This is a genomic window from Pontiella desulfatans (assembly GCF_900890425.1).
GTDB classification, from domain to species: Bacteria; Verrucomicrobiota; Kiritimatiellia; order Kiritimatiellales; family Pontiellaceae; genus Pontiella; species Pontiella desulfatans.
Map to the genome: position 1 here is coordinate 3,236,113 of NZ_CAAHFG010000001.1, position 14,983 is coordinate 3,251,095.

Sequence of the window (14,983 nt, forward strand, 5' to 3'; positions counted from 1 at the left end):
GTGGTTTAAATCCTACTCCGCACCCGTGTTCTTGAACTCCATGCCCGGCTTGCTGAAATGGACGTGGTTGTGGTAGGTCGCGCCCTCGGTAATGATGGCGCCGTCCTTGCCGGCAATAATGCCGTGCCACGCTTCGGGATCCTGCAGCTTGTACATGATGTTCTTTTTCGAATCGCGATGGGTAACATATTTCGATTTGAACCAATCCTCGCCGTAACCCCACGGACGTTCGTCCTCGGGCAGCTCGCCGATTTCCATCTCATCGCCATGCTTGTGCTCGCCGTAGAAGCGGACGTCGCCATAGCGCACCTGCCAGGCTTCCATTTTCGGGGCATAGCCTTCCGGCCCGCCCAGGTGGCTATGCTCGGGAAGGGTCTGGCCCGGCAGCAGATAGATTTCGTGCATCAGGTAACCAAAGTGGTCGTCCTTGAACGCGCCGTTGTATTGGCCTGCGCCCGTCGATTTATATTCGCCCTTTTCGTTGAGCCAGAAGATGCCGCCCATGCCCAGCGCAAGCACATCGCCCTGGTCAAAGTCGCACACCCAGAACTCGTCGGTCTTCAACACATCCGGCACGGGATAGTTGAAACGCTCGAACATTTCGAAATAGGCCTGCTTGACCTTTTCCACGCTAAGCGCACCGTCTTCATAATAGCTTTCCATCGCATTTCCTTTCCCTGTGGATTCCGCGGAACCCGTTACGCAACCGGACAAAACCGCTGCCACGCCAACTGCCGCCGCAATCGCCATTGCCCCCTGCGTTTTCGAATACTCTCTCATGGTTGTCCCTTTCTCTATGTATAAACAGGTTGACAATCTATATTACAAACGGCGTTTGTAAAACAAATTGGACATGAAAAATGCGCGGACAGCGCGGCGGGATCCATCCGGGCGGATCATCAAGCACGGGCGCCCTTCGAAAACGGATTCCCATCCTTTTGAGACTCGACTATTGTTTGCTATGTGTATTTGTGTTTTATATTGCAACTTTCAACCTCAAGGAGCATCCATGAAAACAATTCTTGCCAGTGCCCTGCTGGGCATCGCATTCGGCGCGGTAGCCGCGGGAAAACCCAACGTCATCTTTATTCTGGCCGACGACTGGGGGCGCGGCGACATTAAGGCCTACGGCGGCGACCGCTGCAAAATCGACACCCCGAACATGGACGCGCTGGCCCGCGACGGCATGCTGTTCACCGACGCGCACAGCTCGTCGTCGGTTTGCACCCCGACGCGCTACGGCGTGCTGACCGGGCGCTACAACTGGCGCAGCCGCCTGAAACAACACGTGCTCCACGGATTCGACCAGGCCCTGATCGAACCCGGCCGCGAAACGGTTGCCTCCTTCCTCAAGAAGCAAGGCTACGCCACCGCGATGATCGGCAAGTCGCACCTCGGCATGGATTTCGCGACCACCGACGGAAAGCCCGCGAATTGCAGCGCAAAGAAACCCGACCAATTGAAGACCCAATGCAACGTCGACTGGAAGGGCGTCATCAAAAACGGCCCCAACTCCGTTGGTTTCGACTATTACTGGGGCATCGCCGCCTCGCTCGACATGCCGCCCTACATCTGGATCGAGAACGACCGCTTCGTCGGCGAGTGCACCACCATCAAGGCCTTCAACCGCCCGGGGCCGGCGCACGCCGATTTCGAGGATTACGACGTACTCCCCACCCTTGCCCAAAAGACCGTGGCCTTCATTGAAAAAGAGGCGCGCACGAAGAATCCGTTTTTTGTCTACATGCCGCTCAACAGCCCGCACACGCCCATCTCGCCCTCCAAGGCGTGGCAGGGCAAAAGCAAGCTCGGCCCGTATGGCGACTTTGTAATGGAAACCGACTGGGCGATCGGCGAGGTGGTCAAAGCCGTGGAAAAAGCGGGCATCGCCAAGAATACACTGATCATCGTGACGGCCGACAACGGCTGCAGCCCCGCCGCCAAGCGGGGCGACCCGAACAAAATGATTACGTTCCGCATGGGCGATGCCGATGCCTTCGATCCGGAAAAGCATTATGCCAGCGACATCCAGCGCGGCCACAAGGCCGACATCTACGAAGGCGGCCACCGCGTACCTTATATTGCGCGCTGGGATGGCAAGGTGAAAGCCGGCAGCGTCTGCAACGATCCGATCTGCCTCGTCGACCTGTTCGCCACCTGCGCCGATATCGTTGGCCAGCCGATCGCCGACACCGCCGCCGAGGATTCCGTCAGCATTCTGCCCAACCTGCTCGGCACGGCCAAGAAGCCCGTCCGCGAGGCGGTCGTCCACCACTCCATCAACGGCAGCTTCGCCATCCGCCAAGGCGACTGGAAACTCAGCCTGTGCCCCGGCTCCGGCGGATGGAGCCTCCCAAAACCGCCCAAGAAAAGTGATCAGCCTGCTCCAAAACAATGGGTGCAGCTCTACAACCTGGCGGATGATCCGGCGGAAACGACCAACCTGGCCGACCAGCATCCTGAAATGGTGGAGCGCATGACCCAGCTGGCCCAAAGCTATATCGACAAGGGCCGCTCCACCCCCGGCGCAAAGCAGAGCAACACCGGGGAAACCCATCTCTATCCCGAGTGGATCAGGAAACAGCGTTCGGCAAAATAATTGAACAGCCCGCCGCCGGGCACGGGGAAACCGCAGCGCGATTTACAATGCGTCGTGGCCCATGCGGCGGGAGATGAGGTCGGCGTAGCCGCGGACGACCTTCCCCAGCCGGGGAAACTTGCTCGCGGGTAGCCGGTCGGAGGGGCCGGTTGTCCAGATGGCCGCAATGGGATAGCCGTATTGGTTGAAGACCGGAGCGCTGATGCAATGCGCGCCGTGCAGCTGCTCGGCGCGATCAAGCGCGAAACCGTCGGCCTTGATCCCTGCCATCTCCTTATCGAAGGCGGTGCGGGTTGTGATGGTGTTTTCGTTATACCGGGTGAACTTGTAGCCCTGCAGCCGTTCGCGCAACTCGTTTTCGGGAAGGAAGGCCAGCATGGCCTTGCAGGGCGCGGCGGCGTGCAGCGGCAGGCGGTGACCGGAATCGATCGTGAACTTGAACGGATGCGAACCGAGTACCTGCTCGATCACCACCCCCTCGTTTTCGATCAGGGTGCCGATGAAGACCGATTCCTTGATCTCATCGCGGCAGAGCCGCATGATATCCAGCGAGTTTTCAATGAAGCTGTATTCGCCCATGCTCTGGCAGCCCATCAGCAACAGTTTTTTGCTGAGGCTGAAGCGCTTCTGCTCGTCGCGGACGACATAGCCATGGCCCAGCAGCGTCATCGTGATGCGGAAGACGCTGTTTTTCGACAGTCCCAAATGTTCCGTGATCTCGGTAATGGAAAGCCCCTGCGGATAGTCGAGCAAGTGCTCCATGATCACCAGTGCGCGTTCGAGGTTGGGAACCTTGTAGCGGCTTTCCTTGAAATCTTCCTGTTGTTCCTTCGCCATGGACTGCCTCTCACCAAATACACACCCGGTGCGGGAATCGACCGGACAAGACTCTCTACATAAGTGCTCCAATTTAATGCGGGAGCAGCCATCGGTCTAGAACATTCCGCCCCATGCGGCAAACCCTCCCGTTTATCCTGTAATCCCGTCGAAAAAAAGATATGTTCGTTCCCATGCCAAAGACACGACTCGATCAACTTCTTGTACAACGCGGCCTCGCCGACAGCCGGGAGCAGGCGCAACGCCTGATCCGTGCAGGCGTGGTGCGCGTGGGCGAACAGGTGGCCTCCAAACCGGGGCACCAGTTCAAGGACGATGCCGAAATCTCGGTCAAGGAAAAGGAAAAATATGTCAGCCGCGGCGGCCTGAAAATCGAGGGGGCCCACCAACAGTTTGGCTTTGGGCTGCAAGGCGCGATCTGCCTCGACATCGGCTCCTCCACCGGCGGCTTCACCGACTTCATGCTCCAGCACGGGGCCGCGAAGGTATACGCCATCGACTGCGGCACCAACCAGCTGCACTACAAGCTGCGCGAAGATCCGCGCGTGGTCGTGATGGAAAACACCAACGCCCGCTACATCACCACCGACGATGTTCCGGAACCGGCCGACTTCTGCAGCATCGACACCTCCTTCATCTCGCTCACCAACATTCTTCCGCCCTTGAAAAACCTGATGAAGCCCGGCGGGCACATTGTCTCGCTGATCAAACCCCAGTTCGAGGCCGGCAAGGAGCAGGTGGGCAAAGGCGGCGTCGTCCGCGACCCGGCGGTTCACGAGGAAGTCATCGAAAAGGTCAAAGCATTCGGTACCGAAGTGCTGGGCTTCAAATGGCTGGAGCTCTGCACCTCCCCGATCAAGGGGCCCGCCGGTAACATTGAATTCCTCGCCTACTGGGAAGTCTAGGCCGTAAAACCGCGCCCGGATCCGCCGCGAACCGCGATAAACGGCTATATTCGGGTTTGCCCTCCGGCCCTTTTGTGTAAAACGGGGTTGCGTCGCGGGGCACTTTAGGGTTCATTGCGCGTCGCTTTTTTAACCCTTTCGCCGGACGCCGAATGCAAGACGCCAACTCCATATCCGAAGAAACGATGCGCAACTCCCTGCGCAACACCACGCTGGCCGGGGCCATCGGCGTGTTTTTTTTCATGATTGTGCAGAACGGACCGATCCCGCTGTTGCTCCAGCAACTGGGAGCAGGCGGGATTGCGATTGGCCTGACGGCGACCCTGTTCCAACTGGGTATGTTGGTACAGATTCCCTCGGCCTTTTTCACCGAAAAGCTGGCGAGCCGAAAAATGTTCTGGGCCACGACCACCATTGCCGCGCGGGCGGCGATGGCCATTCCCGGCATTTTTCTTCTGGTTGCGCCGGAACGGCATTCGACTTCGATTTGGCTGATCCTTACCGCTATAGGGTTTTTCAGTTTTCTTGCGCAAATGAGCGCCCCGGCGTGGTTCAGCTGGATGGCGGAACTGGTTCCGGAGTCGATGCGCGCCGGATTCTGGGCCAAGCGGCAGGGGGTTGCCATGCTGGCAACGGTTATTTGCGTGGCCATGACGGGATGGTTTCTCGACCTGTTTCCCGACACGTCGCTGACGGGTTTCGGCTGGTTGCTGATTATTGCCGCGGTTATGGGCGTGATGGATATCGTCGTCCATTGGTTCGTTGCCGAGCCGACGCCCCCGCCGGCAAACCGCTCACTCTCGATCCGCAAGCGAATGCTGCAACCCCTGGAAAACCGCGACTTTCTCTATTTCACGCTGGCGATGTGCGTCTGGTTTTTCGGCCTGGGGTTTTTCGGCCCCTTCCTGAACGTCTACCTGAAAAGCACCTTCGGCGTCACCTACACGCATCTTTCCGCGATCCAGCTGGCGGGGATGGTCAGCAGCGTGGTATCGAGCTTCGTGGGCGGGCGGCTGATTGACCGGGTTGGGCTGCGCACCTATGGGCTAGCGATGGTTGTTGCCATTCCGGTCTTTTCCATTGTCTGGTTCTTCCTCGATGGCAACGCCACCGGCCTGCTGCCGATCCTGGGCCGGGTACCGCAACCGGTCATGCTGCTCTGCATCAGCTCCTTGTTGGCCGGCGGCGTGTTTGCCGCGGTCGGGATGCTGCAGCTCAATTTACTCTCCACCCTCTCCCCGAGCGAGGGGCGCACCATGGCCATGGCCGTGCATTGGACGCTCGTCGGCCTGCTCTCGTCGGCCGGCCCCATTGCCGGCGGATGGGTCAAGGATTGGTTCACGGCCCACCCCCTGGATCTCCAACTCTACGCCGGCACCCGCTTTTCCTATTTCCAGATCATGATCATCCTGCACATCATCATGATTTGGTTCGTCATGCTGCCACTCCTGATCAAGATCCAGCGAAAGGATGGCGAGTGGCCGGTGGAGCAGGCCGTGGCGGATATTTTCATCCTGACTCCGCTGCGGTCGGTGCGGAACGTCTACAGCTTCAACCTGGCCGCCAGCACCGTTGCGATGAACACTTTTAAAGGCACCGCCACCGCGGCGGGCAAGATTGCCGCCAAGGCCGCGCTGGACACCGGAACCATTGCCATCCAGGCCATGAAGGATACGGTCGAAGCCGCCAGCCGGGCCGGCAGGGCGTCGATCGAGAAGGAAAAGGGAAAGAAAGTCCGCAGAAGATAGAACCCGGCACGCCCCGTCCCGACGGAGCATGGGTTGAACACGCCTACCCTACCGGCTCGTCCTCATCGACGGTTTTTTTCTTTTCGGTCTTCGGCACCGTTACCGGAATCAGGTTCGAGGGTTCCTCCTTGGCCGGAGGGGGCTCAACGCCCTTGAGTTCGAGCTGCAGATCATCGGGGCTGAAGCCTCCGATGGCCGCCATCGAAGAAGAGGACTTCTTCTTGGCTTTTCCTTCATCGGCCGGGGCCACGGCGGGTTGGCTTCCGGGATGTTCCCCGACCAAGCTCAGAAAAGGCTTATGCAGAAACGGGGCGACCTTCTCCACGGTCGAGGCCTCAAGCTCATAGACGCGGACTATCACCAAAAACTGGAAAATCCCCACCAGAACGAAGGCAACGAGCGTGATCTTTGAAATAGGGATGATTCTACGGGTATCCACTGTGTTCATGGCCTATTGGAGTAATGAAGTTTTCCGGGATTGTACACGTTTTTCTTCCGGTTGTTCTGCTTGACCGCCCCGAAGCGCTTCGGCATTCTCGCCCGTCTTATGAAAGCAAACGACTACGAAGTAACAATGGACGCCCTTGTCAGCCTCTGCAAGCGGCGTGGTTTTATTTTCCAGACCTCCGAAATCTACGGAGGAATCAACGGTTTCTGGGACTACGGCCCGCTGGGCGTCGAAATGAAGCGCAACATCAAGGCCTGCTGGTGGAAATCCATGACGCAGCTGCGCGAAGACATTGTTGGCCTCGATTCCTCGATCATCATGCACCCCAAGGTGTGGGAAGCCTCCGGCCACGTCGGCAACTTCAAGGACCCAATGCTCGACTGCCGCGAAACCAAAGGCCGCTACCGCGCCGACCAGATTTTCGTGCTCAAGCACAAGACCGACGCCGAAGCCCTGATGTTCGCTTTCCATGAGGAAGTTTCCGCTCCGGCCGAGAAGAAGGTTCAGAAGGTCGCCAAGGGCAACCCCGAAGACTACGAACAAGTTGCCCTGCTCGACATTCCGCTCGAAACCTACTCCAAACTCGTCGGCCCCGACACCAACGAACCCGGCACGCTCACCGAACCGCGCGCCTTCAACCTGATGTTCAAGACCTACGTCGGCCCCGTCGAGGAAAGCTCCAACGTGGCCTACCTCCGCCCCGAGACCGCGCAGGGCATCTTCGCGCAGTTCGGCAACGTTTGCTCCACCGTCCGCAACAAGGTGCCCTTCGGCATTGCGCAGATCGGCAAAGCGTTCCGCAACGAAATCAACCCGCGCAACTACACCTTCCGCTCTCGCGAGTTCGAGCAGATGGAACTCGAATTCTTCATCAAGCCCGGCACCGATGCCGAACAGCACGAATATTGGGTGACCGAGCGCCTCAAGTGGTATGAAAAGGTTGGCCTGCCGGAAGGCCGCATGCACCGCGACATCCACGAGGGCGATGCCCTCGCCCACTATGCCTCGGCCTGCACCGACATCATGTATGACTTCCCCTTCGGCACTCAGGAGCTCGAAGGCATTGCCGCACGCGGAAACTTCGACCTCACCCAGCACCAGAACACCGCCGGCAAGAAGCTCGAATACCACGACCCGGACACCAACGAAACCTACATCCCGCACGTCATCGAACCCTCCGCCGGCGTCGACCGCATTGCGCTGGCTCTGCTTTGCGAAGCCTACCGTGAAGAGTGGATCAACAAGGAAACCGGGGAAGTCGTTACGGCTGAAGCCGGAGCCAACCGTGCACCGGAAGGCCACGAGGCCCGCACGGTGCTGCGCTTCTCGCCCTGCATCGCGCCCTACAAGGTGGCCGTGCTTCCGCTGGTGAAAAACAAGGAACCGCTGGTGGAAAAAGCCCGCGAGGTCTACGGCATGCTCTCGAGGCGCTGGAAAACCTTCTACGACCAGACCGGCGCCGTGGGCCGCCGCTACCGCCGCCAGGACGAAATCGGCACCCCGCTCTGCGTGACCGTCGACTTTGAAACCATCGAGCAGGACAACTGCGTCACGGTACGCGACCGCGACACCATGGAGCAGGTCCGCATGCCGATCGCCGAGCTGGAGGCCTACATCTCCAACATCGTCGATTTCTAAGGCTTGGTTCCTATCATTGGAAAGGCCCGTCTGAAAAGGCGGGCTTTTTTCGTGCCTGGGGATCGGATAATGAGGAAGCCTTCTAGAACGCCACCGCATCCAGCAGCTTCAGTATCTCTGCGGTATCCTTCTCTTCGGTTTCATCGAACAGGTCGCCGATGGCGGTGATGGATTGGGCGGCCTTCCACTGGGCGAACGAGCCGAGGGTCACGCCGCGTCCGGACAGGTATTGACCGACCGGGTTGGTGGCCATATCAAAATTCTCTTCATGGATGGCGCGCTCGACGAAGCCCTCGAACGGGCCGGCGCTACCATGCACAAAGTTGTCGCGCCCGGGATACTGCACGGGATAGTCGGAGTAGAGCTGCCCGCGGAAGCTTTCCGGAACGGCGTTGCTGGCATTGGTTGCGCCGAGAATGGTTTTGCGGAACTCGCGCCAGGAAACCTGGCGGGGATCGAATTCGACCACATAATAGTGGATGACGGTGTCGGGGTGGTAGAAGTTGGCTTCCATGGAGGGATAGAAGGCGTTGATGCAATAGACATCCTGCTCTTCGACATAGCCCATGATCAGCCCATCCTGCAGCTTCGCGGTCTTCCCGGCGGCAAACAGCCCGTTCCAGCAATGGAACAGTTGATGGGCGTCGATCCCTTTCGCGGCCAATAGACGGGACATCGGCATGATGCGCCCGGCGGCCACTTCGTCATCCCACGCCTTGCCAAAGGCGCCCTTGAACTTTTCCTTGCCGGAGTCGGTGATTTCCACGACATCGGCGCAGGCCGCCTTGCTATACATCAGATAGTGCTGCTTGATGACATCGCGCCGGGCGAGTTCGTTCCCGGTGACCGTTCGGTGCAGGATGAAGCGGAATCCCTTGGCTTCGAAAAAAACCCGTGCCAGCTCATCGAGCTTCCCAGCTTCAAGGTCGATGCCTTGATGGTGGAGCGGTTTGGTGAATATGACAGCTTGGTTGAGCAACATCTGGAAACCTCCATAAACAGTTAATTGCCGATCACGATAACCCGTGTTTTGGTTTCAATCAACGCCTTTCGCAACAACCCCGGATTCTGCGTGGATTATTGGAGAGCCGCAACCACGTCCTGTTCGCAATCGGAGAGAATCTTCGTAAACGCCTCGTTGTAGGCGCGGATCAGCTCCTCGGCGCTGGCTTCGGGCATTTGGATGCGCCGCTGGTAGTCCTTGGAAAAGAGCACCCGCATGCCGTCGGTCTTTTCATCGAACAACGTGGCCTTGATTTTCAAGACCGTTTGGTGGTCGGTCGTATCCCCGTAGAATTCGAGAACCGATACGACCAGGCTGTGGCTCATCCCCTTGCGTTCAACCACCGAGACATCGTCGAAAATTCCACTGGCGGAAAACCAGGTGAAGAATCCGTTGCGGAAGTTTTCCGAGGGCGACATCAGCAACTCGGTATAGTAGCTCGTGGTAAACTCCACATCGCTCTTCCGCAGGATGAGGTTCCGGATGTTGTAGGGCGGCAGAACATGGACGGAATCGATCCACAGCTTTTGGGCCAGCGGCGCTTGCACCGCCTCTGCTTCGCGCCGCACCTCGACCATGTAGGTTTTGATCTCGAGGTTTTTCCGCCAGAGTTTGACACAACCGGTAACCAGCAGAACCGATGCGCAGGCAACCAAAGTGAATGTTTGCTTCAAGGTAGACATTATTTCCTCCCTCCCGTGCTCAGATTGGCATCCGGCGGCTCGGAGAGCAGCATGCCGGGGTGGCGTTTCAACATGCGAATCAATTCGCGGGCATCGTCGGTGATGTAGCGCAGATTGGAAAGAACCTGGTCGACATCCCGGTCCGAGGAGGTGATGAGCGCTTCAAGCTGCTCGGTGGTCTCCGTCAGGTTCGAGGTGATTGTCGGCAAATCAGCCGAGGCGATGCGTATGTTTCCGATCACCTCATCGGAAGCCCTGGCCGCATTGCCCGTGAGCTCCTCGACATGCTCCACCGAAACATTCAGGTTGCTGGTGATCGCCTCGATATTGTTGCCGATCGCGGTCAGGTCCAGGGTATCGAGCTGGGCCGAAAGCTTTTCGAGCGACCGGCTGATCAAGGTCATCGTCGCCGGGGTCGAGGGCACATAGATAAAGTCGGGGTCCCAGTCGATCACCAGGGGATCGGAGTCGGTGTCGGGGAATAGGTCGGCCTCGAGGAACGAAAGCCCGGTAATGCCCTGGGGCACCAGTTTGAAGCGCAACCCTCGCTTCACCTGCTCCCGCACCCGGGTCTCCAACGATTTTTCCTCGAAATCCATGGCGTCCCGATCCAAGGCCACGCGAATCATCACATACATCTTGTCCGTTTCATATACGGCAGAGACCATGGCGATCTTGCAAACGCTACCGACCTTCACCCCGCGCAACTTGAACGGCGTCCCGACCTCGATCCCCTGCACCGATTCATCCACGTAGGTTTCAACAAAGTTTTCCGGAGAGCTCATGGCATCGGAACTGATCAACACAATGCCTACCAGCCCCAGCGCCGTGGCCGCCAGCACAAAAATGCCGATCGCGAAATAGTGTGGTTTACTGCTCATGGGTTTCTCCGTACTGCGTATTTCGTACTACGTATTGCATCACCATTCTCCCATTACGAATTACGTATCACTCGTTACGCTTTCACTCTTTCGGTTGAAAAAATTGCGCACCCAAACATCCTTGGCGGTCTCGCGTAGTTCCGCCGGGTTGCCCTCGGCAATGATTTTCTTGGTGCGGGCATCGAGCATGATGATCCGGTCGGCGATCTTGTAGATGCTCGGTAGCTCGTGGGTCACGATGACAAACGTGATGTTGAGCGAGCGCGAAAGCTGGATGATCAACTCGTCCAATTCGTCGGCGGTCACCGGGTCGAGCCCGGCCGAGGGTTCGTCGAGAAACAGGATTTCCGGATCGAGCGCCATGGCGCGCGCAATTGCCGCACGCTTTTTCATTCCGCCGCTGATTTCGGACGGCATGTGGTTGGCGAAGTCGGCCAAACCGACAAGGCTCAGTTTCATTCGGGCGACCAGCTCGCGCGCCTCCCTGCCCAGCTCCGTGAACTCCTCCAACGGTAGGCAGATGTTTTCGAGCAGCGTCATCGAACCGAACAGCGCACCGCTCTGGTACATCACGCCGAAGCGCCGGATGAGCGCATCGCGCTCCGCCCCCTTGGAGGAAACAACGCTCACATCACCAATCCGGATGTCGCCCGCGCAGGGTTTGTAGAGCCCGATCATATGCTTGAGCAAGGTCGACTTGCCACAGCCCGACCCGCCCAGGATCACAAAGATTTCCCCACGGTTGACCTCAAGCGAAACCGAGTCCAGCACCAACCGCTCGCCATAGCGCGCGGTCATGTTTTCCACGGAGATTATGGTTTCGCTACTCATCAGATTCCCAGGTAGTAGAACAGGACGGCGAAGATGCCGTCGGCAATGACAATCATGGTGATGGAGCTCACCACCGCGCGCGTGGCGGAGTTGCCGACGGCGCTGGCGCCCTCGCCGGTACGCAGTCCGCAATTGCATCCGGCGGCGGCAATAAGGAACCCAAACACGAGCGCCTTGGCCAACCCGCCAAGATAGTCGGCCGCAGTAACCGCGCCGAGCAGGCGGTTCACATAGGTGACCAGCGGAAATTGCAGGCCCTTCATCACCACCGCACCGCCCATGAATCCGGCCAGATTGGTCATCACGGCCAGCAACGGGGTCATGAGCGTGGCGGCCAGTACCCGCGGGATCACGAGGAACCGAACCGGATCGAGCCCCATGGTGGTCAAGGCGTCGATCTCCTCGTTCACCTTCATCGTCCCGAGCTCGGCCGCGAAGGCCGATCCGGTGCGGCCGGCGACAATGATGGCCGTAATCAGCGGCCCCAGCTCGCGGGCCACGGAGATGCCGACAAAATCGGCGATATAGATTTCGGCGCCAAACTGCTTCATCAGCACCGCGCCCTGGAATGCCATGATCAAGCCCACCAGAAAACCCAGCATGCTGATGATCGGCAGGGCCTTGGGACCACTCTCTTCGACGACAATCAGGAAATCCTTTGCCCGCACCCCGGCTGGACGAACGATGGCCTTGGCCAGGCCGAGGGAGAGTTCCCCCAAAAAGGCAATGTGGTCCCTCAGGCCCATCAACGTTGTCCAAAAGGTTTTGCCAATCTCCTCCACCAGGCCGCGCCCGCTTGCGGGCGAGGGCACGTCCGGTTCCGCCCATTCATGGATGGGATAAAGCTCCAGCATGCCGGCAATACCGGGCTGCAAGCCCTGGAATTCGAGTTGGGCATTCAGCCGGCGCGCGGCTTGGCGGACATAGACCAGCAAGGCGGAGCCCGCACCATCGCAATATTCGATGCCCGAGCCCTCCAGGATGATCGACTCGATGCCCTTCTGCCTTAGCTGACGATGGAGGCGCGGCCACAACGAGGAAGCGGCGGCGGCATCCAGACGCCCCGACACCGACAACTGCAACTGGCGGCCGGTCAAACCGCCCGAACAGGTTGCATTGCCGCTGGAGGCATGGTTTTTCATTTATTCGTGGTCGTGGTTGCCAATGTGCTCTTCGCAGAAACATTCGCCGCAGGTGGAACAGTAGCGGAAGTGCATGGACGGATCGCTTTTCTCCGTTACCCCGCACTTGGCGCATACATGCCGGACTTCCCCCTCCGTTTTTGCGCTCTCAGCCCGAAACGCTTTCCGGCGCTGGCCGGTTTTGAACGAGAGAACGAAATCCTTGCCGAAGAATAGCAGATAGTTGATGAACGCCGCCACCACCCCGAGCTTGTTCCCAACCACGATGGCCGAAGCCGGCCCGCTTGCCGGAGCCAGGAGGGTCATCGCATAGAGCCCGACCGTAATCCACCCCAGCCATTTCACTTTGACCGGAAGGACGAAAAAGATCCGGAATTCGACATTCGGGAACAGCGTCGCGAAGGCCAGGAACACGCAACCGAGGAAATATACGTTGGTGATCACCGCCCCCGGATTAACGAAGGCCATGGCCACCGTCAGCAGATAGCCGCAAAGGATAAACAGGTTGAACCGGAAGGCCCCCCACTGCCGCTCCAGCGAATTCCCGATCAGGTAGAAGATGTAGAAGGTGAAGAACAGCCAGATCGGGCTCATGGTCTTCGGAAGCATCATGAACGAAAGCAGCCGCCACCATTCCCCCTGGTCGCGCACCGCATTCCCAAACAGAATCAGGTCGTTGTAATCCGCCCGCTGCGCCATCAACATCACCACGCCGATCACCTGGATTGCGATGATATAGACGGCCAAATTGGGGATGGCCCACGAACCGAAACGCTTTTCAAGTTTTGAAATCAAATCCATTGGACGAACGGTAGTGAAAACATCCAACGGTTGAAAGAGTGGAGTGCACTAAAAGCTAGCCGGCGCACCCGCAAGAGGCCGAACCGCACCCCTTCTGCCCCTGCGCGGCGGCAAGACTCCGGATCACCGAATACGGGAAGAAGCCCGTGTTGTGTCCATCCGACCAATCAACCATGACCGCATAGTTGCCGATGATGCCGATCTTCTCCGCATGGATGTCCATGGGGATCGTCTTGGGATCGAGCAACGGGGCGCGGGTCATCTCATCGACGCACAGCGCACAGGAACAGGCGCGGCGCAACGCGGAGTTTGAAACCGTCGAGGTTTCTCCGTCGGGCCATGTTAGCGTGATGGTCTTGGCATCGAAATCGACCTTGGGACGCTCCGGCTTTTCGAGAATCTTTTTCCCGAGCGCGCGGATGATGGTGTCGGTGGTCTCGTTGGCCATGCCGCTTTCGGCCAAGTGATCGAGCGAGCCGCTAAGGGTTCCTGAGATCGGCAGCTCGGCAATGGTGGAAAGGCCAAAGCGTTCCTCCAAATCCTTCCCACCCGACTCGCCGAAAATATAGTGCCTTTTGTCGCAGCCGTCGCAGATGAAGTAGGCCATGTTTTCCACAACGCCAAGCACGGGGACGTTCACCTTGTCGAACATCATGATGCCCTTGCGCACATCGGTCAGCGAGAGCTGGTGCGGCGTGGTCACAATGACTGAGGCATCGATCTGAACCGACTGGGAAATCGTCAGCTGGATGTCGCCGGTTCCGGGGGGCATGTCGATCACCAGATAGTCGAGCTCATCCCACACCGTGCCATGCAGGAGCTGCTGCATGTATTGCGCAACCATCGGCCCGCGGATCACGGCGGGGCCATCGCCCATCAGGAACCCGAACGACATTAGCTTTAGGCCATCGACCTCGTGCGGGATAAACTTGTTATCGGGCGTGGCGCGCACCCCAGCCTCGTGCAGATTGAACAAGGTGGGCACCGAGGGGCCATAGATGTCGGCATCGAGCAAGCCGACCTTGGCACCGCGTCCGCCGAGCGTCTTGGCGAGCATGGCTGCAACGGTGGACTTGCCCACCCCGCCCTTGCAGGAACTGACCGCGAGGATATATTTCACATCCTTCAAGCCGCTCTCCTCGGCCGACATCTGCCGCCCTTCTCGTTTGCGGGCGGTCATGTTGACCAGCACTTGATCAACGCCGGGGATATCCCCGACCAGGTCGAGCGCCTGCTTCTGGAAGACCGGACTCAATGGACAAGCGGGAGTGGTCAGCTCGATGGTGAACGAAACCGTTCCCCCATCAATCACCATGTCCTGCACGAAGCCCAGCGATACAATGTCGCGCTGGAAATCGGGATCGATAATCTTGCCCAGCTCATTCAAAACAATTTCTTCAGCAATCATGTGTTCCTCTCAAATGGAATTAAACAGAATAATTAGGACAGAATGATTCCATGCGAATG

General features: G+C 58.6%; 14 protein-coding genes. 4 read left to right on the forward strand and 10 right to left on the reverse strand.

The annotated features are described in order from the left end of the window. Positions 1–12: 12 nt before the first annotated feature. Positions 13–780, reverse strand: a complete 768-nt coding sequence (locus E9954_RS11405; protein ID WP_136079294.1) for a cupin domain-containing protein — start codon at positions 778–780, stop codon at positions 13–15. A gap of 229 nt (positions 781–1,009) precedes the next feature. Here E9954_RS11405 and E9954_RS11410 point away from each other — a divergent pair, with 229 nt between their 5' ends. After that, on the forward strand, positions 1,010–2,599 hold the full coding sequence (locus E9954_RS11410) for a sulfatase family protein (RefSeq protein ID WP_136079295.1): 1,590 nt from the start codon (positions 1,010–1,012) through the stop codon (positions 2,597–2,599). 42 nt (positions 2,600–2,641) lie between these two features. Here the strand turns inward: E9954_RS11410 and E9954_RS11415 are convergent, their stop codons facing one another. Next, positions 2,642–3,436 carry an IclR family transcriptional regulator gene (locus E9954_RS11415; protein WP_136079296.1) on the reverse strand — a complete coding sequence of 265 codons (795 nt, stop codon included), beginning with the start codon at positions 3,434–3,436 and terminating at the stop codon, positions 2,642–2,644. Positions 3,437–3,609: 173 nt separating this feature from the next. Here E9954_RS11415 and E9954_RS11420 point away from each other — a divergent pair, with 173 nt between their 5' ends. Beyond that, complete coding sequence (locus E9954_RS11420) at positions 3,610–4,341, forward strand: TlyA family RNA methyltransferase (RefSeq protein ID WP_136079297.1); 732 nt, start codon at positions 3,610–3,612, stop codon at positions 4,339–4,341. A gap of 152 nt (positions 4,342–4,493) precedes the next feature. Further along, the gene (locus E9954_RS11425; protein WP_136079298.1) at positions 4,494–6,089 is read left to right on the forward strand and encodes an MFS transporter; all 1,596 of its coding nucleotides are present in this window, start codon (positions 4,494–4,496) and stop codon (positions 6,087–6,089) included. Between the two features lie 43 nt (positions 6,090–6,132). Here the strand turns inward: E9954_RS11425 and E9954_RS11430 are convergent, their stop codons facing one another. Then, positions 6,133–6,528 (reverse strand): hypothetical protein, encoded by a 396-nt coding sequence (locus tag E9954_RS11430; protein WP_136079299.1) that lies wholly within the window; start codon positions 6,526–6,528, stop codon positions 6,133–6,135. Between the two features lie 108 nt (positions 6,529–6,636). Between E9954_RS11430 and E9954_RS11435 the strand changes: the two genes are divergently transcribed. Further along, the gene (locus E9954_RS11435) at positions 6,637–8,175 is read left to right on the forward strand and encodes a glycine--tRNA ligase (protein ID WP_136080221.1); all 1,539 of its coding nucleotides are present in this window, start codon (positions 6,637–6,639) and stop codon (positions 8,173–8,175) included. An 82-nt stretch (positions 8,176–8,257) separates the two neighbouring features. On the opposite strand, the gene E9954_RS11440 is transcribed toward E9954_RS11435, so the two are convergent. The 7 genes from E9954_RS11440 to E9954_RS11470 all read right to left on the reverse strand — a co-directional run bounded on the left by E9954_RS11440 (position 8,258) and on the right by E9954_RS11470 (position 14,924). Continuing rightward, positions 8,258–9,157, reverse strand: a complete 900-nt coding sequence (locus tag E9954_RS11440) for a hypothetical protein (RefSeq protein WP_136079300.1) — start codon at positions 9,155–9,157, stop codon at positions 8,258–8,260. A 95-nt stretch (positions 9,158–9,252) separates the two neighbouring features. Next, a complete protein-coding gene (locus E9954_RS11445) occupies positions 9,253–9,861 on the reverse strand; it encodes an ABC-type transport auxiliary lipoprotein family protein (RefSeq protein ID WP_136079301.1) in 609 nt (202 codons plus the stop codon). Beyond that, positions 9,861–10,742 (reverse strand): MlaD family protein, encoded by an 882-nt coding sequence (locus tag E9954_RS11450; RefSeq protein ID WP_136079302.1) that lies wholly within the window; start codon positions 10,740–10,742, stop codon positions 9,861–9,863. Before E9954_RS11450 ends, E9954_RS11445 begins: the two co-directional genes overlap by 1 nt. 60 nt (positions 10,743–10,802) lie before the next feature. Beyond that, a complete protein-coding gene (locus E9954_RS11455; RefSeq protein ID WP_187357957.1) occupies positions 10,803–11,576 on the reverse strand; it encodes an ATP-binding cassette domain-containing protein in 774 nt (257 codons plus the stop codon). Continuing rightward, positions 11,573–12,715, reverse strand: a complete 1,143-nt coding sequence (locus E9954_RS11460) for an ABC transporter permease (protein WP_222847155.1) — start codon at positions 12,713–12,715, stop codon at positions 11,573–11,575. Before E9954_RS11460 ends, E9954_RS11455 begins: the two co-directional genes overlap by 4 nt. Then, the gene (locus tag E9954_RS11465; RefSeq protein WP_136079304.1) at positions 12,716–13,516 is read right to left on the reverse strand and encodes a rhomboid family protein; all 801 of its coding nucleotides are present in this window, start codon (positions 13,514–13,516) and stop codon (positions 12,716–12,718) included. Positions 13,517–13,571: 55 nt separating this feature from the next. Next, positions 13,572–14,924 carry a P-loop NTPase gene (locus E9954_RS11470; RefSeq protein ID WP_136079305.1) on the reverse strand — a complete coding sequence of 451 codons (1,353 nt, stop codon included), beginning with the start codon at positions 14,922–14,924 and terminating at the stop codon, positions 13,572–13,574. Positions 14,925–14,983 lie beyond the last annotated feature (59 nt).

Excerpts from the sequence above, each read along its gene's own strand:
- E9954_RS11405 (WP_136079294.1), bottom strand. The coding sequence starts at position 780 with ATGAGAGAGTATTCGAAAACGCAGGGGGCAATGGCGATTGCGGCGGCA.
- E9954_RS11410 (WP_136079295.1), top strand. The coding sequence starts at position 1,010 with ATGAAAACAATTCTTGCCAGTGCCCTGCTGGGCATCGCATTCGGCGCG.
- E9954_RS11415 (WP_136079296.1), bottom strand. The coding sequence starts at position 3,436 with ATGGCGAAGGAACAACAGGAAGATTTCAAGGAAAGCCGCTACAAGGTT.
- E9954_RS11420 (WP_136079297.1), top strand. The coding sequence starts at position 3,610 with ATGCCAAAGACACGACTCGATCAACTTCTTGTACAACGCGGCCTCGCC.
- E9954_RS11425 (WP_136079298.1), top strand. The coding sequence starts at position 4,494 with ATGCAAGACGCCAACTCCATATCCGAAGAAACGATGCGCAACTCCCTG.
- E9954_RS11435 (WP_136080221.1), top strand. The coding sequence starts at position 6,637 with ATGAAAGCAAACGACTACGAAGTAACAATGGACGCCCTTGTCAGCCTC.
- E9954_RS11440 (WP_136079300.1), bottom strand. The coding sequence starts at position 9,157 with ATGTTGCTCAACCAAGCTGTCATATTCACCAAACCGCTCCACCATCAA.
- E9954_RS11445 (WP_136079301.1), bottom strand. The coding sequence starts at position 9,861 with ATGTCTACCTTGAAGCAAACATTCACTTTGGTTGCCTGCGCATCGGTT.
- E9954_RS11450 (WP_136079302.1), bottom strand. The coding sequence starts at position 10,742 with ATGAGCAGTAAACCACACTATTTCGCGATCGGCATTTTTGTGCTGGCG.
- E9954_RS11460 (WP_222847155.1), bottom strand. The coding sequence starts at position 12,715 with ATGAAAAACCATGCCTCCAGCGGCAATGCAACCTGTTCGGGCGGTTTG.
- E9954_RS11465 (WP_136079304.1), bottom strand. The coding sequence starts at position 13,516 with ATGGATTTGATTTCAAAACTTGAAAAGCGTTTCGGTTCGTGGGCCATC.
- E9954_RS11470 (WP_136079305.1), bottom strand. The coding sequence starts at position 14,924 with ATGATTGCTGAAGAAATTGTTTTGAATGAGCTGGGCAAGATTATCGAT.